Genomic DNA, 25,532 nt, shown 5'->3' on the forward strand with positions numbered 1-25,532 from the left:
TTTATTTATTAAAATATCTTATTAAGTTTGTGTTAAGCTTTTTATTTAACACATAAATCGGCTACTAACCAAAATTATTTAACTCTCTATGGGAAAAAATTTACTTAGGCTTATTGTCATGTTGATGATGATAAGCGGTCCTGTTTTCGCACAAACGATAACGGGAAAGGTTACAACAAGCGGTGATGGACAGGCCTTGCCAGGGGTTTCGATCCTGGTCAAAGGTTCTACCAATGGTACCACAACAGGTATCGATGGACAATTTAGTATCAATGCTTCTTCACAAAGTACTTTGATTGTTTCTTTTATTGGATACAAAACTAAAGAGGTTCTTGTAGGAAACAAAACGGTAGTTGAAGTTGCTCTTGAAGAAGACGCAGCTCAACTAAACGAAGTTGTAGTAACGGCTCTTGGTATTAAAAGAGAGCAAAAAGCCTTGGGTTATTCAGTAAGCACTGTGTCTGCAAAAGACATTACAGCCTCAGGTAATACTAACTTTGGATCGGCACTATATGGAAAGGCCCCTGGTGTTAAAATTACAACGGCTCCTGGTGGAGCTACCAGTGCGGTTAACATACAGGTTCGCGGTATTAACTCACTTACGGGTAACACGCAGCCTCTATATGTTGTTGATGGTATTGTAATCCGTAACATCAGTGAAACTGGATCCAGTGGATTGAATAATGGTGGTTATTGGGGTGATCAGAAGATCCGTGGTAACGGTATTCTAGATGTTAACCCGGCTGATATTGAAACGCTTACAGTACTTAAAGGTGCAAGTGCAACTGCACTCTATGGTTCTGAGGCATCAAATGGTGTTATTGTAATAACAACAAAGTCAGGTTCAAAAGGAGGTAAAGGTTTGGGAGTAGAATTGAACTATACCTATAATACTGAGAAGGTTGCTTTTACACCAAAGTATCAAAATACGTATGGCCCTGGATATGACCGTGTAACAAACCTGTCAGCCGGTGCTGATGAAGATGGATGGTTCCATGATGGGGTAACTTCTGCTCCATTGAGACCATATTTCCGTGCTTATGGACAATTTGGCCCTAAAATGGAAGGTCAGCAAGTAACTTGGTGGGATGGTTCTGTAAAAGACTATTCAGCTCGCCCAAATAACTATAAGGATTTGTACAGAACTGGTTCAAATTCAACGATCAATGCAGCGATTTCAAGCCATACTGATAAAGCATCAATTCGTTTCTCATACACACGTACTGACTACTCCGCTATTCAGCGCGAAAGTGATATGAAGAAGAATACTTTCAATCTTAACTCAAATATCAAACTAGGTAAAAAACTTAGTACTGATGTGGTTGTTAACTATGTGAATACGAATATTCACAACAGACCTGAGTTGATTTCCCGTATTACTGCTAATTATGGCGGTTTTTTCAGTAGAACTGATGACATGAATACATATTTGAATATGTATCAGACAAACTCGGGGTATAAATATTTATTATACAACGATAACAAATATCTAGTTGACGAAAGCCGTGCAAAATACAATATCCGTGCGTCAGATTTGATGGAATACATGTGGAGAAACTATAAGAATACAAACGATGAGATTCAAAATCGTTTGATCAGTAGTGCTACTTTGACATACAACGTTTTCAAGAACTTTACTTTGCGTGGCCGTGTAGGTAATGACTTTACAAGCACTGGAACGGAAACGAAAAATTATACAGAATATCCAACTGCTTTCAATAACGGAACTAACAGCACAGGTGGTTATACGCTTGCAAGCGGAAGATACTCTATATTCTATGGAGATGTTCTTGCGACTTACGCCGGCAATATCTCAAAAGATCTTGATTTCTCAGTTAGCGGAGGTTATCAGGCAAGACAAGAGGAATACTATAACTATTCTGTTGGAACAAGAAATGGATTGGTACAAGAGAACTGGTTTAGCTTAAACAACTCGGTAGGTCTGGCTGAAGCTACTGCCAGCAGAAGTAAGTTGCAGAAATATGCGTTCCTTGGGATGGCTAATTTAGGTTATAAAAACTTCCTTTTCCTTGAGGCCACTGCCCGTAAAGAATACTCATCTACATTGCCTCCTAATAACAACAGTTATGTATATACATCCGTGAACTCCGGATTCGTATTCTCAGAGGCTTTCCAATTGCCGGCATTCTTAACTTACGGTAAGGTTCGTGCTTCTTACGGTATCGTGGGTAACTCTCCACAGATTTATCTGGCTAATACTACTTATAACCAGAAATCTTTGCAAACAAGCAGTGGTTCTGTGCCTATTTTGCAGGCTAACACCAACTATGGTAACAAAAATATTAAGCCTGAAAACAAATACGAAACTGAATTAGGATTAGAGACTAAATGGTTCCATAACAAAATTGGTCTTGATCTTACTTATTATACCAGCCGTATTGTTGATCAAATTCTTCAGACGGACGTACCATCCAGTACGGGAGCAAGTACATTTTTGGCTAACGTAGGAGAGCTTCGCTCAAAAGGTTTCGAAGCCGGAATTTATGCTACGCCGGTTGCAACAGAAAATTTCAAGTGGAATACACGTTTGAACTTCTCTGTGAATAAAACAATGGTTCATAAACTGGCTCAGGGAATTAATCAGCTGGTTGCATATAACGCCGATGGTGGCGCTCTTAAAATCGTTTCTGATGTAGGAGATGCTTTGGGTAACATTTATGTACACCCTCGTTTACAAGACAGCAATGGGAATTATGTAATTTCTGATGATGGTCTTTATGTAATGAGCAACGAATACAAAAAGGTTGGAAATGTGATGCCAAAAGGTCTTGGTGGCTGGATTAACAATTTTAGCTACAAAGGATTTGCACTTGACGCGGTTATTGATTACCGTTTCGGAGGAAAACTAGTTTCTAATCCATTACTTTATCAAACGGGTGCTGGTATGTTTGAAAGCACTATGGAGTACAGAGACAAGGAGAATGGAGGACTTTCGTATTATTTGGATGGAGAGAAAAAAGTTCTTCTTACCGGAAATGCGACAACGGCGCCTAACGGAGGAAGAGTGTATCATGATGGCGTTTTGCTGGATGGGGTAACAACTACTGGTGAAAAAAATACAACAATTGTGGACGCACCTAACTACTATCTGAACATGTACGGATGGTCAACGGGTTGGTATGAAAAAGGAGCGGTTTACAAAAATGACTATGCTAAGCTAAGAGAGCTGGTATTGTCTTACAACCTTCCAAAATCAATTGCTGAAAAAATGCATCTGCAAAATATCCGGGTTTCGTTGATTGGAAGAAACTTATTCTATATCTATAGAACGCTTAAAAACCTGGATCCTGAGGCTCCGGTTGGAACGTCCTGGAAAAATCAGGGTGTAGATGAGGGTTCAAGCGCAGCAACCAGAAGTTATGGTGTTTCCCTGCACGTGAGCTTCTAAACAATCCTGTACTTTTAAATTCTAATAGAAAATATGAAAAAGTCATTAATAAAAATTATTGTACCGGTCTTGTTTTTAGGAGGATTGTCTTCCTGCCAGGACAAGCTTGAAGAGCTGTACAGCGATCCTGAAAAAACGGAAAATGCCTCAATTGAGAAATTTTTCACTCAAATGCTAAACAATGAGCGCGTTTATCCTCAGTATTGGGATATCAGAACGTTTGTTGTTAACCACACAGCCCGTTACTCTCAGTTCCTTTCGTATAATAACGAGAACAAACGTTATCAGCAGCAGATTGATTATACGCAATCCAGGTGGAACTCGTATTACACCCAGAGTTCGGGGAGTGGTATGGTATCTCACTATCGGGAAGTAGAGAAAGCTTACAATGCTTTGTCTGCAGAGAACAAGAAGGTATCCGAGGTATATTTGCAGGCGTCTAAAATTGCATTGATGGATCAAACGCTGCAAATGGTTGATTTGTGGGGAGACATGCCTTTTAGTGAGGCAGGTAGTTTGAATGCAACCGGTAATATTGTATTGCCAAAATTTGACAAAGCAAAAGATGTATATGCGGCAGCTTTAACTGGGTTGAAAGAAGCATCTGATTTCTTTGCAAACAATACACTGAATGCGGGAATCCTGGCGGGTTTCAAAAAACAGGATATTTTGTTAGCGGGAGATACGGACAAATGGAGACGTTATGCAAACTCACTTCGTTTACGTGCGTTGATGAGATTATCTTTTGTTGATGAAGCGGGATCAAAAGCGGCCGTTTTGGAAATGCTTAATAATCCGACAGCCTATCCTTTGGTGGATGAGTCAAAATATAATGTCTTGCTTAACCCAATGACGGACTACAATGATAATCTACGCAATGCTTTGAATGATTTTAACTCGATGTACGCAACACCATATTTGTTGAATACTGTTTTAAAACCTGCAAAGGATCCTAGAATCGAAGCTATTTATGACAAGTATGGTGCAGAAAATGCCGCCAAGAAATTTGTTCAGAATGCTGATTTCAATGCGATGCCTTTGGATATTCCAAGTAATGAGCAGACAACCAATATCACAGCCGGTAAATATGCTGTTCTTGACTCTACTACCTTTTTGTTCAATACGAAGCTTCCAGGCGTAGTATTTACAGCAGCGGAAACAAATTTCCTTAAAGCTGAGGCTTTGGAAAGATGGGGAAGCAGTGCAGACGCAGCCACAGCTTATAATAAAGGGGTAAAACAATCTGTTGAGTTTTATTATTTCCTTAACAATACAAACACAACAAGAGCCGAAGGAAAACTTACAGTACCTTCTGCGGCTGTTTTAGACGCTTTGGTTGCAAGCGCGTCTGTTGCCTATACAGGTACTGCTACGCAAAAGCTTGAAAAAATCTGGGTTCAGAAATGGGTAAACTTCGGTTTCCTTCAATCGATTCAAAGCTGGGCGGAAGTAAGAAGAACAAAATATCCACAACTTACTTTTGTTCGTGACTCTAACACACCGGATGCTCCGCTACCTCCTTCAAGATTGCTATATCCTGGAAGTGAAAAAGCTTACAACGCTGCAAATTACAGTGCTGTTGCTGCATCCGATCTTGCCACTGCAAAGATTTTCTGGGACGTTAAATAATCTCAGGGTTTAAAGTTTATTAAGAGTTAAAGCGGCAGGCCATATGGCTTGCCGCTTTTTTGTTAATCATCTCTTCTTACTTCTTCTGATTCGTCAAAACCAGTATTTGAGGAAAGGATAAAACGCCATGTGCAATCAGTTTGGTCATTTCTACGATGGTGTGGAAATAGGAGCCCAGGACGATATCGATATCGCCATCCTGGTCGAAGTCGGCGACTTCCATTGTCAGCCATTTTCCGTTGGCGGCTTCCGGTGTGGCAAGGGCTTTAAAATTCAGTTTACCTTCATTGGATAAATAAACAAATCCATGGGCAGGATTTTCGAGATCAGAGTAGAAGGAAGTGGCTGCGATATCAAGATCACCATCCTGATCGAAGTCTCTCGCAACGGCTTTGCTGGCGCCGTAAAGAGGATAGAAAAAGGCTTCTTTGAAATTGTCTTTGCCGTCGTTCAGGTAAATTCTTACACCGTGATAATTTTTAAGGATAGGTGACAAATCCCAGTTGTCGCCATTGGTCAGCAGAATATCCTGAAAGCCATCTTTGTTAAAATCAACAAGCTCAAAATAACTCATACCATAAGCCGGCGGGAAACGAAGCAATACTTTTTCCTTGAATTTCCCATTCCCCAGATTGTAAAAAATTGAAATCTCTTCTCTGGCCTGGGCCATCAAAGCAATGATATCAGGTTTTTTGTCACGATTGAAATCTGATATTTCCGCCTTTCTCGCTCCGGGCAAGGCTTTCAAAATATGCTCCTTATCGGATTGAAAACCATCATACCAAACCAGTTTACCCGAATGGTTTCCAAAACCTGAAATTACGGCGTCCTCCTTCCCATCCAGATTGATATCTGCTGACGTAAATTGTACGGGACGTGGGAGTGATTTGATATTGATGGCTGAGGATGATGCGGTTTTTTCGAGCGACATCAGTCTTCCCGTTTTTTGCTCAGAAGGTTTAAAAACACCAATGGTCAGTAACCTTGGTGCCGTATTTTTAGGGAAATCGATATCCGTTGGTGCACTCTCAACCCACCAGGTATCTTTCACCTGAAACTGATTGTCCAGGACATACAGCGCGTTCTGTGCATCGCCAACATAAAATTGGGAGGTGGCTTTATCGAATTTCAGTAAAGTGGTCTGAGGGAAAGGTTTATCGCCGAGCGTGATTTCCTGTGCTTTGAACAAGGGAAGCTGATCGGTCACAGGGGCGGTTGTCTTTTGCGGAAGTGGTTCAGCGGGTGCCTCTGTTTGATAATAAGAGACAATTTTCTGCCACTCTGCATGAGAAAGTAAAGCCGTTTCCGGATAGATATTCAGCTCCTGCATGACCTTTACTTCTTCCGGTTTTAAATCGTCGTATGGGTTTGTGCCTGACTCACGAATCCCGAGACGAAGCCCCATATTGGGCAAAACCGAGGTAACCCAGGTATTTTTGTCCAGCAATGAGGGATCGGGAAAAAGGTGGCAGCTGGCACAGTACTGAGCTGCCAGCTGTTTGCCGGACAGGGAATCGGAAAACGAAATGTTGCCTGCGGACGTGGTGACTTTTTTATCGGTGTCGATAAAGGCAAATGCGGTGATCCAGAGAGATAACGAAACGACCGCTGTGATTTTGATCCATGACATTTTACTATTCGCGTAATTAGTTTTCTGGCCCCGGAAAAACGAGAAGTCAAGACTGGGCGTCCCCGTTTTCAAAACTTGACTTCTCTCATAAAACCTTTCATAACCCTGTCGCCTGAATCAGGAAACAATCAGATTATTCAAAGCTTTCTCAACTTTCTCAAATTCAAAACGAGCCAGTTCCTGTTTCATCCGGGTTTGGATCAGGTCGTTTTGTAAATTCCCGATACTACCCTCATGCGTATGTTTCAGCTCACGTGGTGCCACATAACTTCCATCTCCAATTTCGGCGCCAACCTGACGGTAAGCGTCACGGAATGGAACGCCGTTGATCACAAGCTCATTTACTCTTTCTACGCTGAAAAGAAGATCATATTTGGTATCATCCAGCAGATTTTCTTTCACCTTTATATTTTCCAACATAAATGTCGCAACATCCAGGCAGTCCAGTATTTCGTCGAATGCCGGCATCAGTATTTCTTTCAGAAGCTGCATATCCCGGTGATATCCTGAAGGCAGATTACTCAACACCATTGTCACTTCCATCGGCAGCGCTTTCATCCGGTTTGTTTTGGCACGGAGTAATTCCGCAACATCCGGATTTTTCTTGTGTGGCATGATGCTGCTTCCGGTGGTCAGGTCATCGGGCAAAACGATGAAACTGAAATTTTGGCTGTTGTACAAACAAACATCCATCGCTAGACGGGAAACCGTTGCCGCCAGCGAAGAGATCGCTGTCAAAGCGGCCTGCTCCGTACGTCCGCGGCTCATTTGCGCGTAAACCACATTGTGGTGCATGCCCTCAAATCCCAGCAATGCGGTAGTAAGTGTACGGTTTAAAGGAAAGGAAGAACCATAACCAGCTCCCGAACCCAGTGGATTTCGGTTTGCCAGACGATATGCCGCATTTAATTGAACCACATCGTCAATCAGCGCTTCTGCATAAGCACCAAACCACAACCCGAAAGAAGACGGCATGGCGATCTGCAAATGGGTATACCCTGGAAGAAGATCATTTTTATGCTTTTCTGACTGACTTATCAATACGCTGAAAAGTTTTTCCGTAGCCTCAACAACCTGAAAAAGACGATCGCGGGTATAAAGTTTCATATCCACCAGCACCTGGTCGTTACGTGAACGGCCGCTGTGAATTTTCTTGCCAATATCACCAAGCTTGCGCGTAAGCATTAATTCAACCTGTGAATGGACATCTTCAACACCGTCTTCGATGGTGAAATCTCCCTGCTGAATCTGTTCATAAATCGCATGAAGCTCCGTTTTTAAAGCACTCAGGTCATCGGCGGTAAGCAAACCGATCGTTTCCAGCATGATCGCGTGCGCCAGATTTCCTAAAACATCAAATTCAGCAAGATGCAAATCCATTTCACGGTCGCGGCCGACGGTGAAACGCTCTATTTTTTCAGAAGTTACGGTATTTTCTTTTTGCCAGAGTTTCAAAACAATATCGAAATGAATGAGCGGTAAACCGGAATAATTTCCGCCGCTGCGATGATAAAATGCGTGATTCAGGAATGGTTATCCTGTATCCAACTTTGAATGCGCAAATTTACAATTAAAACCGCTTCATATGGAAATGAAGATGCATATCAATTTTTGTCCGGGAAGTAATCTGGACTACCGGATTTTTCAAATCTGGATGACTTTGAAGGGCCATTTGCTTTTTACTTTTGAGATGTAAACAGCAGTGAAGATGTCAAAACGAAAGATTTTAAAAGAAGCAGATCCGAAGGCATTTGAAACCATGATGGGTTTTGAACGTTATCTGGCGCAAAGTTCATTAACCAAAATCCATGCGGAACTGATCAAAATCAGGATTTCACAAATGAATGGCTGCGCTTACTGCCTCGACAAACATATTACAGATGCGCTCGCCGCAGGAGAGAGCAGTCGCCGGATACATGTATTGAGCGTCTGGCGCGACACTACGTTTTTTACAAAGGAAGAACAGGCCGTTTTAGCCTTAGCTGAATCGATAACCATGATAACAAACGGTGTACCGGACAAAGTTTACAACGATGCCATTGACCTGCTCGGACAAAAGTATACTACGGAGGTGATGATGGCGGCCATTGCCATGAATGCCTGGAACAGAGTGGGAGTTACCACAGAAAGAAAACCTGAATAAAATCTATTAGCCATGAATATTACCTATCAGTTTGATCTGACACCCGAAACAGACGCAATTATAACATTGTATGAAAATGCGGGGCTTAACCGGCCAACGAAGGATAAGGCAAGAATCGGCAAGATGTATGAAAACTCCAACCTGGTTATTTCGGCCTGGGACGGCGATTTGCTGGTGGGTATAGCAAGGTCGCTGAGCGACTTTTGTCATTGCTGTTATCTTTCTGATTTGGCCGTGAGAAAGGATTATCAGAAGGAGGGAATCGGGAAAAAGCTGATTTATCTGACCAGAGAAAAGATCAGTGATGAGAGTATGCTGTTGCTTTTGTCTGCTCCGGCTGCTATGGAATACTATCCCAAAGTAGGATTAGAAAAAGTACAGAACGGGTTTATTATCAATAGGAAATTATAGCTAACGACTGCTGACGACCGACCGCCGAACCGCTAATCAATCATCCTTCTGATGGCCACGAAGCGTTTTTTGTAATAATCAGCACTTAACAGGTCATAACGTACGCCCCCTTTCCAGGCCGAATGTATGAAGCGGACATAACCGGGTGTAACATCCGTGATGATACCGACATGCCCGATCCGGGAAGTTTTGGAGCTGTGACCTTTGAAAAAAATCAGGTCGCCCGGACGTGCTTCCGGAAGTTCTACAATTTCACCCTTTTCAGATTGTGCTTCACTGGAATGAGGTAAAAGAATATCCCATTGGCTGAAACAATAACGGACAAATCCGGAGCAGTCGAAACCTTTTTTTGAAGAACCGCCAGAGCGGTAAGGAATATGTAAATGCTTGTTTGCAAACGAAACCAATGACTCGATCGCATTCAGCGTATCAGCATCAGCCTGCTGTGGATTTTTTGATTGGGCACTGGCACCATTGCCAAATAAAACTGCGCAAAAAAGTAAGCCTAATAAAACGGTACGTTGAATCGTAAAAAACATTCAGGTTGGGTTAGGTTCTGAGTCTAAAACTCCTAATCAATAGAATATATTGTCTTTTTTAAATTTACCTTAGTTGTGTAAAGCTAAACAGGTTTTTTTAGGAATGAAATTTTAGGTTGTATTGATTCTGTTAATATTTTTGATTTAACGGTTAAGTCGCTTATTCCCAACGATTCCGGGTTTCTCTTCTTCATTCCTCACACTAAGCTTCATTCCCCCCATCTTTTTTGCTATTTTTGTGCCCTTCAAAAAGATTATTCAAGAATTAACTATACCTATTGCATGGAAACCACCGATCGTTATTTGCAACGCGGCGTATCTGCATCGAAAGAAGATGTTCATAAAGCAATCGAGAACATTGATAAAGGGCTCTATCCAAAAGCTTTCTGTAAAATTGTTCCTGATACGCTGGCCGGTGATCCTGAGTATTGCACGATCATGCACGCAGACGGCGCAGGTACAAAAACTTCGCTGGCGTATTTATACTGGAAAGAAACGGGCGATATCTCGGTTTGGAAAGGCATAGCGCAGGATGCGATTGTGATGAATACGGATGATTTGTTATGCGTGGGTGCAACGGGACCCATGTTGTATTCGTCGACCATTGACAGAAACAAAAACAGAATTCCGGGCGAAGTGATTGCAGAAGTGATCAACGGAGCGGAGGAAATCCTGGAAATGCTGCGTAGTTATGGTGTTGAAATTTATAGCACAGGCGGTGAAACAGCCGACGTTGGTGACCTGGTACGCACGGTAACGGTTAACAGTACGGTTATCGCCCGTATGAAAAGATCTGAGGTGGTGGACAACGCCAATATCCAGGCGGGTGATGTCATTGTAGGGCTGGCCTCATACGGCCAGTCGACCTACGAAACTTCTTACAACGGGGGGATGGGAAGCAACGGATTAACGTCTGCCCGCCATGATGTATTGGGTAAATACCTTGCTGACAAATATGCTGAAAGTTTTGATCCTGAGGTTAATAAGGATCTGATTTATAGCGGTTCGAAAAAACTGACCGACCCTGTGGAAGGAACACCCCTAAATGTGGGACAATTAATTCTTTCACCCACAAGAACTTACGCGCCTGTTGCGAAAGCTTTGCTGGATGAACTTCGTCCGCATATTCATGGTATGGTGCATTGCAGCGGTGGAGCGCAAACCAAGATTTTACATTTTATTGATAATCTTCACATCATTAAGGATAACCTTTTACCGGTTCCTCCTTTGTTCCGTTTGATCCAGGAAGAAAGTGGTACGTCGTGGCAGGAAATGTACAAGGTGTTCAACATGGGGCACCGGCTTGAAATATATTTATCGGAAGAACACGCAGCCAGAGTGATCGAATTATCCAGATCATTTGGTATCGATGCCCAGATCATCGGCCGGGTTGAAGCTTCGCCTGTGAAGAAATTAACGATTTCGAGCGAGGCTGGGACGTTTTTGTATGAGTAACCTATGATTTAAAGTGAGGGGATTGGCTTGGAAATAATTAATCAGATATCAAAAATTATGATTTAAGCTATGCAAGGAGCCATCCCTTTATTGCCTTTTAAGCAGGATGTTGAGTCTAAGTCCATTTTGAAAAAAGTAGCCAAAGCTCATCAGGCATTAGCGGAGTTAAAGGGTGTGGCGAATAGCATTCCCAATGAGAAAATCCTGATCGATACGCTTCTATTACAGGAGGCAAAAGATAGCTCAGCAATTGAAAATATTGTTACTACCCACGATGAGTTATATCAAAGTAATTTCCTGGCCCATGAGTTTATAACGATCGCGGCAAAAGAAGTCTATAATTATTCTAAAGCTCTTCAGGACGGATTTCAGGTCGTAAAGGAGACGGGCATTCTGACTAATAACCTGATTCTGAAAATTCAGGCTTCGATTGAAGAAAATAAAGCAGGATTCCGAAAATTGCCCGGTACGGCTTTAAAAAATAGCCAAACCGGTGAGGTTGTGTATATGCCGCCACAGCATCCGGACGAGATTATAAGATTGATGAATAATCTTGAGGAATTTATTAATGCTAATGAACTGAGTGACTTAGATCCATTGATAAAAATGGCTGTTATTCACCATCAATTTGAAACGATTCACCCCTTCTACGACGGAAATGGAAGGACGGGGCGTATTATCAATATTTTATATCTGGTCAAGGAGAATTTACTCAACTTGCCAATCCTGTATCTTAGCAGGTATATAAATGATAATAAAAATCTTTATTATCATTTGCTTCAGGAAGTCCGTGATACAGGTAATTGGGAGCAATGGCTTCTATTTATGCTGGATGGCATTGAAAGTACCTCCAAACAGACTGTTGTTTTAATAAGCGGCATTAAAACAGAAATGCAGAACTACAAAGTACGAATGAGGACCGAATTACCAAAGATTTATAGCCAGGACTTGCTGAATAATCTGTTCCGTCATCCGTATACAAAAATTGAGTTTGTGTTGTCGGAATTGTCTGTATCCAGGCAAACGGCCTCTAAGTATCTCGATGAGCTTGCGAGAATAGGCTTAGTTAGTAAAGTTAAATTGGGAAAGGATAATTATTACATCAACGTTGCCCTCTATAAATTGTTAATTAGCGTCAATACTGGTGCCTCGCAAATACGTTAATTATTAGGGTGATTTTTAACATGTTCTTCAAACGTGTTAAGAAAAAATCATTTTTTTAACACGTTTGAAGAACATGTTAAGAAAATCAGATTCCATGCAGTCATTTTTTAGCTGATAATTTCAATTTTTTTAGTGTTAACTTATTGAAATTCAACCTAAAAATATCCTCTGGCATGAAAGTTTTAGAACTAGTTTTACAAACTAGTTCGAGTGTTTCTCACTAAAACATTTCAGAAACCATGGAAAAATTTGACTCAACGTACAGTAAGGCGTGTTTTCATGTTTTGCTGTTTTTCTGCTTAAGTCTGGGCGTTTCCTATGCCCAGCCAACGATCGAATTTGACCCCGTTATTACTGGATTAAGTTCTCCCATGCAGCTGGTACATGCAGGGGATGGTTCTAACCGTATTTTTATCGTTCAAAAAGGTGGAACGATTCTGGTGTATGATGATAATTACGTCAACCGGGGTACTTTCCTGACCGTTACCGGATTATTAACAGGAGGTGAGCAAGGCTTGTTAAGTCTGGCGTTTCATCCGAATTACGAAACCAATGGATTTTTCTTCGTGTACTATGTCAATGCAGAGGGAAATCTGGAAATTAAACGGTTTCAGGTCAGTGCAAATCCGGATGTTGCCAATGCCTCTTCCGGCGTTGTAGTGCTCACAATTCCGCATCCCGGACAGGCAAATCATAATGGCGGCGAGCTCCATTTTGGTACTGATGGTTATCTGTACCTTTCGACCGGAGACGGGGGAAGCGGCAATGACCCCAATAATAATGCACAAAATACCGCCGTTCTGCTTGGTAAAATTCTCCGTATCGATGTCAATACGTCCGCAACAGCTCCATTTTATACCAATCCAGCCAGTAATCCATATCCTGCCGGCAACGTACCTAAAAATGAAATATTCTCGGTTGGGCTCAGGAATCCGTTTCGATGGAGTTTCGACAGCCAGACAAACGATATGTGGATTGGGGATGTAGGGCAGGGAGCGGAAGAAGAAATCAATCATAAAACGGCCACAACGGCCCTAGGTGCGAACTTTGGCTGGCGCTGTTATGAAGGTGATAATGCTCACATAACGGGTGGCTGCCCGCCGATAGCCCAGTTTCATTTCCCTGTGCACACCTACGCGACCGGTTCGGAAGCGGGGCGATCCGTGGTGGGAGGCGTGGTCTACCGGGGGATAGCAGAACCATTGATGCAGGGTTACTATGTGGGTGCGGACTACTTCTCCGGCGATATCCATATTATTGGCCCGGTGAATGATCCTGAAATGACCACCACGATTCAGACATCCATTTACACAGGACTCTCGGATTTTGGCGAAGCCGAAAACGGAGAAATTTTCGCTGTGAGTTTGAATGCAGGAACTATCTATGCATTGTCACCTGCTGCCCCTCTGCCGGTGGAACTGGTAAGTTTTACAGCAAGGCCCGGCGTTGAGAGCGTTCAGCTGAGCTGGAAAACCGCTATGGAGAAGAACTTCCGACAATTTGACGTCGAATACAGCACCAATGCCAAACAGTTTAATAAAATTGGAACCGTTATGTCACAAAGTTTTTCCAATGGTGGTTTATACAATTTTTCACATAACACGATGATCGGAAACACGATGTACTACCGGCTGAAAATGGTAGATCGGGACGATAGTTATAAATATTCAAAAATCATCAGCATCAACCGGAATGGTGATAATCTGAGCGCAAATTTTGTACGGCCATCTTTTATTGATAACCGGATGATGAATGTCCTGATTGAAGAACCATTCAAATCACTTGAATTGGTAGGCGTTAATGGCAGCGTTTTATTAAAGCAGGATATCACCAATAAAACAGGCAATATCGGTGTGCCGGTCGGAGCAATGGCGGCGGGTATGTATGTCGTACGTTTGCAAGGCGATACCAAAGTGGTCAATCAAAAAGTATTGATTTCGCAATAAAATTTCAGGATTTTAAATATTGCTAAAGCTTCAAAACATCTGTTCAGGATGGGTTTGAAGCTTTATCGGTATTTAGAATGTCCTTACATTTTCTGCCACGACCGGATTTTCTCAAAAACTGCTGTTGCTGAAATACTGTCCAGTGTTTCGGTGGTTGTTTCAATATAGTCCGCCTTTGGGCCAATGGGCCCCCAACGACCGGCATGTTTTGGCCGGATATGCGGGTATAAACCCAGCGTATTGATTCCGCAGGCCGCAGCGAGGTGTACCGGACCTGTACTCCCGGCAACCAAACCGTCAGTTTTCTTTATAAAAGTTATGAGCTGACTTAATGAAAGTTGCCCGGTCATATCAATAACGTGTTCAGGCAGGCTTTTCAGCCATGGTTTTAATTCACCATGTTCTTTTTCTGATCCGGTAATAAATATTCTGTACAGATCTTTATCCAGTAAACCGATCAGTTCGGAAAACCTTTTCAAATCCCATTCGAGTGCATTGCCATGTGATTTGGGATGAAGGATAATGGTGAATTTTTCCGTGTTTAAAAGTGACGAAAAATCTTCGGGCAGCGCTGTATATTTAGTCAGCTGGTAATACTCCCATATGTTATCAGGGGCATTTCTAATACCAAGAGGCCTCGCCAAACGGAAATGAAGAATACCCTCGTGATCATCGGAAACCTTACGTCGCAGCCAGACAAACCGGTTACAGTTTGCCCAATGATAAGGCCTACTGATGGTGCCCACACGAATCGGAATTCTGGCTTTTTTCGCAAGAGTCGTAATATGACGCTCTGTTTTCAAATGCAGAATTACATCAAACTGGTACTGTTTGATCAGGCTTACCTGTTCATTTTCAGGCAAAGCAAGAATGTCATCGTAATTAATAAAATGGTCGACGGCATTGCTTGCTTCGGCAACTGACCGGGTATAACTTCTGGCTAAAATTGAAACACGCGTATCAGGCAGCGTTTTTTTTAAATAGCCGCAAAGTGGGAGTGCCAGTACAACATCGCCGATAGCATCAGTCCGGGTTACTAAAATATGCATTTGTCAGAAACGTCTATCTGGGGTTGAAAAAACAGATATGAGCCTTCGTGCCGATTTTAATGAAAAATACTATACCTGATAAAGTGATTATTTGCGAAAAAAATTCACTACCAGGACACTTGGAATTATTGGAAGGCGCTAGTATTTGCTTTTTTTATCTCTGAAACGAGAAGAGAATTGACCCTTTTTTATATATTAATTAACTCACAGATAGTGTATTGTATTTTGTCAGGCGGTTCTGATGTCTGTAAAATTCGGGCTGATAAATAAGTAACATTAAGTTATAAATTGGTAACTTGATAACAATAAGATCACATAAATATCATTGTAAAATCAATGAATCAACCGTCTCGGTCTATGAGTTGCCGTTTTTGGTCTATTAATTGCTATTTTAAGTTATTAACTTCCTTGTTTTTAGTTATTTACGTATTTTATTGCTCTCTACCGGGATTCTTTGGCTCTCCGTCGATTTCGTTTTTACACCGGTTCGAAACGTCGTATTCTTGTATCAGAAGTCAGGAGCAAATTGCTGCTGAGAAACAAAAACGATCACCTTAAAACATTCAGAACCATGAAAACGCTTATCGCATCCGTAGTAGCAGTATGCTCACTTGCTATTTCATCCGCAAGTTTTGCACAATCGACAACCACACGCTCCATTGCAGTGAATCAAACTGAAAATCCCCGATTTATGGTAGCCGAAACAAGTACCGGAAAAGTGGATGTTGTTGTTATTAAGTCTGCACCCAAAACAGCATCGCTTACTTTAATTGATGAATTTGGCCATACCCTGGTAACGAAGTCAATACAAAAAGAGGATGGAGCCACCCGCACGCGTTTTGACCTGAACGCACTTCCCGACGGCTCTTATAAATTAATTTTAACCGAAGGAGGTAGTAAACAGATCAAAGACATTGAACTGAACACGCAGGATGTAAAAACTTTCAGAACGATCTCTTTAAGTTAAATATCAGAACAATATAAAATCGGTTATCCTGTCCGTTGTCAAGGCAGCTTATTCACAAATGAACCATCAAAACGAGCCTGCGTGCTTGATTTGATGGTTTTTTTACAAAAAAGTAAATTAACTTACCACCTTATTAAGGTCTTGCTGAAAATCATTTCCTGAAAATATATTATAACTAATTTATTAGTTATAATTTTAACCCGGATGTGAATAGCCTGATTTGCCAAAAAAGAAACCATATGATTGTTAAGAATACTTCATTTTTGCTGTTTTTGATATTGTTGTTCAACTTTTTTAGCGTTGGTAAAGCGCTTGCCGACAAGCCTGCCTGGCTTGAAAAGTATAATGAGCATCAGGTTTATCAAGACGTTTATGTAGTAAAAAGCATAGAGAAATCCGGCGTCAAGTACAGCAGTTATCTGGTCGATAGAAACGGGAAAAAACTTACGCCTGCATACCGGGATATTGGCAAATTCTCAAATGGCCTGGCGGAGTTCGTCCCCTTTGAAAATCACAGGGGGGCGATCGGGATGCATGGCTACATTAACAAGGCAGGTAAAATTGTGATTCCGCCGGTTTATTATGGTGGAGGGGAATTTCGCGATGGAATTACCTACGTTATTTATCCGGTCGGCAAACAATTCGGACTTTCTTACCTGGATACGTTTGGAAAGGAAATTTATAAAGTGCCGGTGAAGTTATTTACGCGGGATTTTCTAATTGAAAATGCAACCGCTTCTTACGTAGCCAACCACGATTGTCAGGAGGATTTTATATGGTATGTAAATGGCAATCTGACAACGCTTTGCTGGAATTTTGGCCGATATACCGAGGCTGATATCAAAAAAGCGAAGGAACCTTTCCGGTTTTATTATAAGGGGAAATTCGGGATTGTCGATAAAAACCTGATACTACGCGTACCTGTGGCGCTGGATGATATCGATCTGATCTACAAACATTCAGGACGAGGGTTAGCGCGGGTGAAATACGGTGATAAGTTTGGTTATGTCAGCTCAAAAACCGGCGAGATTGTAATTCCGTTTCTTTACGACGATACACAGAAACCGTCTCTGGGGCGTTACTGGGTCAAGAAAAATGGAAAATGGGGCTGTATCAATAAAAAGGGCGAAACGGTTATCCCGTTTTTGTATGATTATGCCGGGCGTTTTATGGATGAAAATCGTGCGTCTGTTTCGTTGCATGGTAAGTTTGGCCATATCGACACGACGGGAAAAATAACAACGCCGATTATGTATCAGTCTGCATCGTACTTCAAACACGGCGTGGCGATGATACAGCTGAACAATAAGTACGCCTATATTGATACCAGCGGGAAAGTTATCACGAAAGAATGGTTTAGTGAAGCCGAGCCGTTTCGGGAAGAAATGGTTGAAACCGAAAGATTTGGCCTTTTTTATGAAGTTTTACCAAATGGCAGTGTAAAATTTAAACGAATTTCCGGCTACTGGAAAGGCGCGCTGATACTGGTCGGGCTGTTTGCGTTAGCGATTGCACCGTGGAGGTTTCTAAAAAGGTCGAGGCAGAAAAACAAAGGCTGACGGATTTTTATGACTTATTTAAAGTTGTCAAAATGCTCCTGGTATTTTCCTTTTGCCATTTCCGCGTCAAAATCTTTTCCAAAAGGTTCTATCACGCCTTCTGCATTCCCACTTAGCGACAATGACTGTTCTTCTTGCTGGAAATAGAGCAAAAGTTCGGTCCCGTTTATTTTTAAGTGAATGCTTTTTGTCCCGAAGTCCGGCATTTCTTTGCGGCGTACCTCGGTTACTTCGTAATGAGTTTTCAGAAATTCAAAATAAGCTTCCAGCATAGATGCTTTAACCGGAATCAGTTTGTACTGCGACACTTTTCCCGTAAAATGGTCATTGCTGAAACGACCTTGCCAGTTTGGCAATTTATCAAAAGTTCTTTTGACGAGTTGGTCGCGGCCTGTTTTGTCTTTTTTCCATTCGAAATAAGTTGTCAGCCATGCAGGTGTGCCATCCCATATAGAAAAGAACCTTGTTTCGGTCCTGTCAAAGGGCACCGCATAGGCCTCATTGGTAAGAAAGTCGATCATCACGAGTGCATATTGAAATAACAATTGGTTTTCGGGATTGCTTCGGCTGCCGATCATGATCATTTGCGTGCCGCCGGGAGACAAGCCAATCAATTGAGAATTATAGGCATTGTAGTCATCCAGTGCTTTAACACGCTCGTACGTATTCACTTCAATGGGGTATATTTTCAGGTTTTTAACGTCAAGTACTACCTGATTGTTAACCATAAGATAATTTCCGCCCGATAAAAAACGATCCCGGGCCGAATCGTCGCCCAGATAAACCCGTTCTGCTGGTCCGGGTTGTCCATTATCACTATCCAGCCATTGGAAGGTAGCAAAATTGCCGTCCTGCTCGTGAAGTGGTGTAACTTTGGGCGCGCCATTGTTTTCAGTAATGAGATACATGCTGTGTGTGCCGATCAGTATCGCCGGCTGACTGGCATCTTTCAAAAATAAAGCCTGCCAGAAAGATTTGGCATTCTCCTTTTTGGTGGGTACTTCGATGAGCTTGCCCTTATAATAAACACTGAAATAGGAGGTATATTGTTGTGCATTAAAGTCGCCGCCATTATTGAACCATGCGCCGGAACGGCTGCTTTCTACGTCCCAGCGGATTTCAAAGGGGCCGGATGCGGCATGACCATCACTTATTTTCTTCGTGCCCGATCCGCAGCCGAGCAAGGTTGTCACTAGACTTAACCATTTCATGTATGACAATATTTGATGTAGTTTATTTTTTTGCATTGTTTTTCTTTAATCAAATACATCAAAATATTCCCTGAACTGGCCTGATGCCAGTTGCGCATTTAAATCTTTTCCGATCTGACGGACCAATGCTCTGTTTTCTGCCGTATTGCTTGCCAGACTTGTGGATAAGCTGATTTTTTTCTCCTGACGGATGTTGTCAAATAAGGTTATCTCGGCTTTCCCGATTTTGAAAATTAAGGTTGCAGAATCTTCAAACTTTCGGCTTTCGATCAGACTTGCATTCCATTTTTTTATGAGGTAATCTTTCAATGTCTCAACAATGGATGATTTGACGGGCTGTAAGGAATAATAATCGTCTTCTGCGGCTGTGCCAGGCAAATCACCGCTGAAATAACCTTTCCAGTAGTCATTTTCAGATTTTCGTGCTATTAACTTTTCCCTGCCATTTTCGTCCACAACCCATTCGAAATGTTTGTGAAGCCATTCGGGGTGTTTACAATGTTCGGGTATAAAATGTGTTTGATTCTGGTCAAAGGGGACGGCAGTCAATGTTTGATGGATGAAATCGACCACGATAAGGCCGTAGATATGTTTTAAGTGGTTATCCGATTTTCTTTTATACCCAACAAAAACAACCTGCGTACGATTTGGCGAAAACCCGGCCGCTATTTCATGTTCTGAGAAAAAATCGCCGGATTTCAGATGGGCTTCGTAGCTGTTCTTTTCAAACGGGTAAAAACGATGTGTAACCACATCAAGCACGCAATTGTTATTGACGAGCAGAAATTTTCCTCCATCCAGATATCCATTGTCCTCTGCTGCGGGCTGACTGTAAGCCTTGTAAGAATAACCCGGTTGGTTATTTTCGCTATCCAGCCATTGATAGCTGCCACTTTCATCTTTATTGTAACTCAGCAGCTCCGATTTTAGCTGACCATTTTTTTCTGTCAGCAAATACATGGCGGCAGATCCGGCCAGGATCGCAGGTTTACCAGAATGGTTCAGGAAAAGTGCCTTGTAAAACAGTTTATCGTCCGATTCCCCATTGCGTAGACTTATCTTTTTGCCCTTGTATCTGATCTGGTAATAAATGGCTTTGTCTGTCGCGAAGGGACTGGTGCCATTGTTATACCACGATCCGTTTGACTCCTTTTTGATAACCCGCTCAATCGTAAACGGACCGCTGGTAATGGTTTTATCAATGGACTGGCAGCCCAAAAGTGCGGAAATACTCAGCCATTTAGTAAGCGCCATAAGGTTGATCATTGAAGCACGGGAGGTGAACATTGAAATCGAATTGGTTTATTCGTCTGTCTGAGGTATCATTTTTGACCGTCGGACAAGAGAGGTACAACTGCTTTCTCCGGTATGGAATTGACTTTGCAAAGTTAAGTGGGGTGTCACGAAGTTTGTTTACCGCTGGGTAATTGAGGTTGACGGCTGGATATTTCGGTCGGAGACCGATGACACACGGGCGTAGTCTGGAGACTACGCCCAACAGCCTGACCCAACAGCCTGACACTACCCATCAGCCTAATACTACGTTTTACTGTCCGAGGCTACGCCTAGCTACCCGAGACTACGTTTAGCGCTACGCGATCCAACAACCTGACCAGTCACTATGCCGAAGGTACGTATAAAGATTATGGTCATCTCGTGTTTTATTCATTTTTCTAGGATGAATGAAGTATATAGTGGGTGCATTTGTTGTCTTTTTTTGTTGATAATGAATGTTTTAGCGTGTGTAATTTTATGCTGAATAGCTGATTAAGATAGCCTGATTAAATGGGTTAAACGGGTATAAAAAACAGAGTGATAAGCATGTGAAGGAACCACGTTTATACTGGTGTAGAAAATCGCTATAAACCGCTCATTTTAAGCGAATAAACTTACATTTATCATATCTTTTCTCCTTGAAAATCCTTATATTAGAGAATGGTATCCATTTAAACTTTATGTATTATGGGAACTGACCTCTATTCTCTTCTTGCTTCTCGATCCGCCTCCATTTTTCGCAGGACATCCCTCCTGATCCTCTTATTCATTACGTTAACAAGCCAGGCTGAAACGATTATTGCTTACCAGTCGGACTGGAAATATCTGGATAATGGCACCATTTTTAATACAAATAATTGGCGTTTAGCTGGATTTGATGACAGCGGATGGCTTTACAGACCGGCGCCGTTTGCCTTTGGAAATCATTTTTATCGGACACTCCTGCAACGGGGACCGAATAACAACACGCCTAATCACCCGGTTTTTTATTTTCGTAAAACGGTCAACATTACCAACGCGGCTGCAAAGAATAGTTACCGGTTAAGGGCTTATCTCGATGATGGCATCGTCATTTATGTAAACGGCGTAGAAGCGACCCGTAAAAATATGAACGCGAATTCAAGCGATCCGTTTACCATCACAGCGGGAGATTCACTCACTATTGATATGAAACTGAACTCGTCGCTTTTTCAGGAAGGAAACAATATCATTGCCGTAGAGCTGCACCAAAATAACTCCGGGAGTACTGATATCCTTTTTGATCTTCAGCTGGAAGCGGATGTAACGCCCATTTCGCTTTCCAGGTATCCATATCTGCAACTCCCTTCCTATAACCAGATGACGGTACGCTGGTACACGAATGTAGCGTCAACCGCAACAGTTCGCTATGGCACCAGTCCGGATTTGGCTTCTTACACCGAAGTTTCCGTAGCAACCCGGGATACGATGCATAGTGTTTTACTTAAAAATCTTAATCCGGACACGAAATATTATTATAGCGTGGGTTATAACAGTGGCAACAGCTTTCAGTTATTGCAATACAATTCGGTTGTTAACTATTTCCGCACCCTGCCTTCTCCCACGGACACAAGCCATCCGTTGCGTTTTTGGTTGCTGGGTGACTCGGGAGCGGGAACCTATCTGAATCCCAGGCCTTTTAAAGTGCGGAATGCCTATCTGGCGTACCTGAATTCCAAAAATAATCCCAACGTAGACGGTATTGTATTTTTGGGAGACAATTCAAATACGCAGGACTATGAGGGAACTCAGCTAGCATTGGACACCACCCTTTTTAGATTCTATAACCGACCGAATGATCAGCAGCTTCTTTCCCACATACCTTCCTGGACAGTGATTGGGAATCATGACTATGAGCCTGAGCCCAACTACGTGCATAGTGATGGCAAAACTTATTATGTCAGAAAAGCATACCACAAACAAACCGCGGCCAGTTTTTCAACATTTGCGTACCCCGACAGTGCCCAAATCGGAGGAGAATCTACGTTGAATAAAAAGGGTTATTATTCTTTCAATCAGGGAGATATCCATTTTGTAGTTTTGAATCCACCACTCATTGAAATTCAAAATATTAGCGATAATTGGTTAACATCCAACTTTGGAGGTTATGACATTTTGAGTAAAAACTCAATTGCGCTGGATTATAATTTTAACACATCCATCGATAATCTGCCACAGGTTAAGTGGTTAATCAAGGATTTAAGTGCAAATACAAAAAAATGGACAGTCGTTACTTTTCACCTGCCACCGTTTTCTACTATCGGACATTTTCCTGATGAAAAGGATTTGACCAGGGTAAGGGAAAAATTGCTGCCGATTTTGGAAAGGCCTGAATTTCATGTAGATGCTTTGCTGGTATCTCATACGCATGCCTTTTTACGGGCGGGGATGATCCGGAAGAAGGGGAATGCGGCACGTACTACCGATTCGTATCAAACAGGAAATAATCTGGGTAGATATCCGGCTTCGCCTCCATATGTTAAGTCAAATAGTGAAACAGCCTACTCTTACATTTTGTCAGGATCTGCCGGGAGAGGATTTTTTGGTAATGTTAACAACAACGGTACCAATGTTTATGTAAATGACTCCGGTTACGATGATCCTGCCAAAGTCAAACACCCAAGTATTTCCACGCCTCCCTTTGACACTTCGCCTCCTATGGACAATTTGACGGGTGATAATACAACCGATTTTTATCACACCAAAGGAGGATCTGTCGAACTTTTTTTTCAGGAAAACCGCCTCGACGTGAAGTTTATAAAGGAATCAGACGTATCGCCAAACTATGTCATAGCTGATTCCTTTGTCGTTATGAAGGATGTGAACAAAAAAACGACCATTACTTCACAGAATGGAGGAGATCTGGTCAATCTGAAGGCCTCCTGGATTGGTGATTATCGCTGGTATTCGTCTGCGCAGCCTACTCAGCTGCTTGCTTCCGGGGTGCGCGAGCTCAGCATGGGGCCAAACAGTAACAGCACTTTTTACGTCAGGGATCAAAACGGATACCTGGCCGATACGTTTATCGTCAATGTCACCAATCCAAGAGGTACCGTGGTGGGTGATACCGTGATCCCTTTTCATTCGGAATGGTTGTTTCCTTTATCAGCAGGTTTTTCAACCAAGGGGGTTAAACTGAATGAACAATGCGTGGTCTCCTGGACTTTTTCTGCTCCTGCTTTTGAAATGCCTGGAAAAGGAATTATCGGTCTTGGACACACGGATGAGGGGTTCAAGCTCTCCAATGCGTTGATTGAGCGGGTTTTTGTGCCAGCTGAAAAACTGTGGTTCAGGCGAAGTTTTATTTTAACTGGCTCTACTGCTACTTATGCCAGTTTTAAGCTTACCCTGCAACGGGACAAAAACCTGGCAACCAGAAAATCCTACACCACCAGTTTACAGACGATCCTGATCAACGGGCAGGAGGCTGTCATCCAAGGCACGTCTTCGAAGGACATTGCGGGAGGAAGGGAGGAAATTGTCTATACGCTGAGTAATGCAGGATTTAACTATGGTGTCAATTACATACTGGTGAGTTATTATTTAACGCCAATGCTCAGCGGAGGATTTCCGGTCAATCCGAGCCTGGACCCCTTTACTTTTGATGCGCAATTGATCAGTACGCCAGCCACGCTGGCACCTCCGCCAGCATCGAAGCAATTCAAAATTGCCAAAACCTCTGTTGAAGCACCACAATTTTGCGCCGGTGATTCCGTGCGGGTACAGTTTACGGCGGTTGGTAACGAGTCTGGTTTTCCCCTGGTTTATGAAGCTCGTCTGGTGACTGCCTCAGGAGATGTACCGCTGGCCGAAGGCGTTCGTTCGCCTATCGCAGCAAAACTTCCGGGTAATATGGAGGCTGGAAAATACAGGATCAAAATCGTGACGAAAAGTGCGTATCTGGATCAGCTCGAAAGCTCAGAAATCCAGATCAAGGCCCTTCCGAAAGCGACGATTGCTCCGGCTGAAACGGCCACCATATGGAAAGGACAGCCATTTTTAATAGGGGTGAAATTTGAAGGAGAGGGGCCGTGGAGTTATGTGCTTTCGGATAACAGCAGCGGAAATTCTACTGTTGCGGAAAAATCTATTGAGGTAAAACCGGTTAATTCACAGACATATTCGCTGAAAACGGTTTCCAACAGTTGCGGGACAGGGCAGGCAACGGGCAGTGTTCACGTGGTTGTTAAAGAGCCTGTTTTGACAGTAACAAACGTGTCGAGAATAACCGTTGCATCGAGAACAGCACTTTGTACCGGTGATTCGCTTTCGGTGGCTTACACGGTGGTAGGGCCCGATGATAAAATGACATATTCCGTTGAACTTTCTGATCAGAATGGGAATTTTAATACGCCCGTTGTTTTGGGAAATGGAAATGCCAGTCCCATTCGTACCTTGCTGCCCGGCACTATTCCGGAAGGAGACCGGTACCGCATCCGGGTGAAAGCTCTGGATTCACCACTGGTTTTTACACAGAATAATTCTGATATGATTCCCATTCATAAAACCGCGACCGGAAGTTTTGTCCTGGATAAGGAAACAATTATAAATACTGAGGAAGTAAAGATTCAGTTTAGCTTCACGGGAAGTTTGCCGGTGTATTATTACCTCAAATATGGCGCCGATACACTCAGCGGAAATACGAGTCAGGCCATATTGGTCAGGATGCTGCTGATCGGGCAGGAACGGGTCTTCTCGCTGGATTCCGTCCGTAATGTATGCGGGTATGGAACCATTGGGGGAAAACGCACGGTGACGGTGTCGCTGGTGGTAGGCAGTGAGCCGCCGTCTTCCGGAATAGCAGTTTACCCAAATCCGTCCTCGGGCCTGTTATTGTTAAAAAATAAACGATCCTGGAAAGAGCCTTTTCAATGGAGTATCTATGGTGTCAATGGAAAATTATTTCAGAACGGAATCCAAAAAGCGTCAAACACCATGTTTATTGAAATTGATCTGCATCTGTTATCCCCGGGGCTGTACATTTTACGGTTGAATGAGAAGGGACGGAAAAGTTCATGGAAGATTGTGAAGGAGTAGGAGGTGGGGAGTTGGGGCGTGGTCTTGGGGCTGCGCCCTTTTGGGAATTCGGATCTTTATTGTTGATCGGTCAGAGACCGATGACGCTCG

Annotated in this window: 16 protein-coding genes; 10 read left to right on the forward strand and 6 right to left on the reverse strand. The window is 42.6% G+C overall.

Annotation, left to right across the window (positions count from 1 at the left end):
* Positions 1–88 precede the first annotated feature (88 nt).
* Positions 89–3,409, forward strand: a complete 3,321-nt coding sequence (locus M1L62_RS11025) for a SusC/RagA family TonB-linked outer membrane protein (protein WP_254413087.1) — start codon at positions 89–91, stop codon at positions 3,407–3,409.
* Between the two features lie 33 nt (positions 3,410–3,442).
* Positions 3,443–5,038 (forward strand): SusD/RagB family nutrient-binding outer membrane lipoprotein, encoded by a 1,596-nt coding sequence (locus M1L62_RS11030; RefSeq protein ID WP_254413088.1) that lies wholly within the window; start codon positions 3,443–3,445, stop codon positions 5,036–5,038.
* Positions 5,039–5,114: 76 nt separating this feature from the next.
* Here the strand turns inward: M1L62_RS11030 and M1L62_RS11035 are convergent, their stop codons facing one another.
* On the reverse strand, positions 5,115–6,668 hold the full coding sequence (locus M1L62_RS11035; RefSeq protein ID WP_254413089.1) for an FG-GAP repeat domain-containing protein: 1,554 nt from the start codon (positions 6,666–6,668) through the stop codon (positions 5,115–5,117).
* A gap of 117 nt (positions 6,669–6,785) precedes the next feature.
* Positions 6,786–8,123 (reverse strand): argininosuccinate lyase, encoded by a 1,338-nt coding sequence (gene argH / locus M1L62_RS11040; protein WP_254413090.1) that lies wholly within the window; start codon positions 8,121–8,123, stop codon positions 6,786–6,788.
* 253 nt (positions 8,124–8,376) lie between these two features.
* On the opposite strand from argH, the gene M1L62_RS11045 reads away from it, so the two are divergent.
* Together M1L62_RS11045 and M1L62_RS11050 are read left to right on the forward strand one after the other, a co-directional pair.
* Positions 8,377–8,811 carry a carboxymuconolactone decarboxylase family protein gene (locus M1L62_RS11045; RefSeq protein ID WP_254413091.1) on the forward strand — a complete coding sequence of 145 codons (435 nt, stop codon included), beginning with the start codon at positions 8,377–8,379 and terminating at the stop codon, positions 8,809–8,811.
* 12 nt (positions 8,812–8,823) lie between these two features.
* Entirely contained in the window at positions 8,824–9,222 is a 399-nt protein-coding gene (locus M1L62_RS11050) for a GNAT family N-acetyltransferase (RefSeq protein ID WP_254413092.1), read from the forward strand.
* A gap of 32 nt (positions 9,223–9,254) precedes the next feature.
* Here the strand turns inward: M1L62_RS11050 and M1L62_RS11055 are convergent, their stop codons facing one another.
* Positions 9,255–9,761, reverse strand: a complete 507-nt coding sequence (locus M1L62_RS11055; protein ID WP_254413093.1) for a C40 family peptidase — start codon at positions 9,759–9,761, stop codon at positions 9,255–9,257.
* A gap of 282 nt (positions 9,762–10,043) precedes the next feature.
* Here M1L62_RS11055 and M1L62_RS11060 point away from each other — a divergent pair, with 282 nt between their 5' ends.
* The 3 genes from M1L62_RS11060 to M1L62_RS11070 all read left to right on the forward strand — a co-directional run bounded on the left by M1L62_RS11060 (position 10,044) and on the right by M1L62_RS11070 (position 14,326).
* Positions 10,044–11,216 (forward strand): AIR synthase related protein, encoded by a 1,173-nt coding sequence (locus tag M1L62_RS11060; protein ID WP_254413094.1) that lies wholly within the window; start codon positions 10,044–10,046, stop codon positions 11,214–11,216.
* Positions 11,217–11,285: 69 nt separating this feature from the next.
* The gene (locus M1L62_RS11065) at positions 11,286–12,380 is read left to right on the forward strand and encodes a Fic family protein (RefSeq protein WP_254413095.1); all 1,095 of its coding nucleotides are present in this window, start codon (positions 11,286–11,288) and stop codon (positions 12,378–12,380) included.
* A gap of 239 nt (positions 12,381–12,619) precedes the next feature.
* A complete protein-coding gene (locus M1L62_RS11070; RefSeq protein WP_254413096.1) occupies positions 12,620–14,326 on the forward strand; it encodes a PQQ-dependent sugar dehydrogenase in 1,707 nt (568 codons plus the stop codon).
* Positions 14,327–14,409: 83 nt separating this feature from the next.
* Here the strand turns inward: M1L62_RS11070 and M1L62_RS11075 are convergent, their stop codons facing one another.
* Positions 14,410–15,375 carry a glycosyltransferase family 9 protein gene (locus M1L62_RS11075; RefSeq protein WP_254413097.1) on the reverse strand — a complete coding sequence of 322 codons (966 nt, stop codon included), beginning with the start codon at positions 15,373–15,375 and terminating at the stop codon, positions 14,410–14,412.
* Positions 15,376–15,946: 571 nt separating this feature from the next.
* Between M1L62_RS11075 and M1L62_RS11080 the strand changes: the two genes are divergently transcribed.
* Entirely contained in the window at positions 15,947–16,342 is a 396-nt protein-coding gene (locus tag M1L62_RS11080) for a hypothetical protein (protein ID WP_254413098.1), read from the forward strand.
* A gap of 239 nt (positions 16,343–16,581) precedes the next feature.
* A complete protein-coding gene (locus tag M1L62_RS11085) occupies positions 16,582–17,901 on the forward strand; it encodes a WG repeat-containing protein (RefSeq protein WP_254413099.1) in 1,320 nt (439 codons plus the stop codon).
* A 14-nt stretch (positions 17,902–17,915) separates the two neighbouring features.
* Here the strand turns inward: M1L62_RS11085 and M1L62_RS11090 are convergent, their stop codons facing one another.
* Both M1L62_RS11090 and M1L62_RS11095 read right to left on the reverse strand, forming a co-directional pair.
* Entirely contained in the window at positions 17,916–19,112 is a 1,197-nt protein-coding gene (locus M1L62_RS11090; RefSeq protein WP_254413100.1) for a hypothetical protein, read from the reverse strand.
* Between the two features lie 45 nt (positions 19,113–19,157).
* Positions 19,158–20,366 carry a hypothetical protein gene (locus tag M1L62_RS11095; RefSeq protein WP_254413101.1) on the reverse strand — a complete coding sequence of 403 codons (1,209 nt, stop codon included), beginning with the start codon at positions 20,364–20,366 and terminating at the stop codon, positions 19,158–19,160.
* A 708-nt stretch (positions 20,367–21,074) separates the two neighbouring features.
* Here M1L62_RS11095 and M1L62_RS11100 point away from each other — a divergent pair.
* Complete coding sequence (locus tag M1L62_RS11100; protein ID WP_254413102.1) at positions 21,075–25,442, forward strand: fibronectin type III domain-containing protein; 4,368 nt, start codon at positions 21,075–21,077, stop codon at positions 25,440–25,442.
* Positions 25,443–25,532: the final 90 nt, after the last annotated feature.

The organism is Dyadobacter diqingensis, from assembly GCF_024220585.1.
GTDB classification, from domain to species: domain Bacteria; phylum Bacteroidota; class Bacteroidia; order Cytophagales; family Spirosomataceae; genus Dyadobacter; species Dyadobacter diqingensis.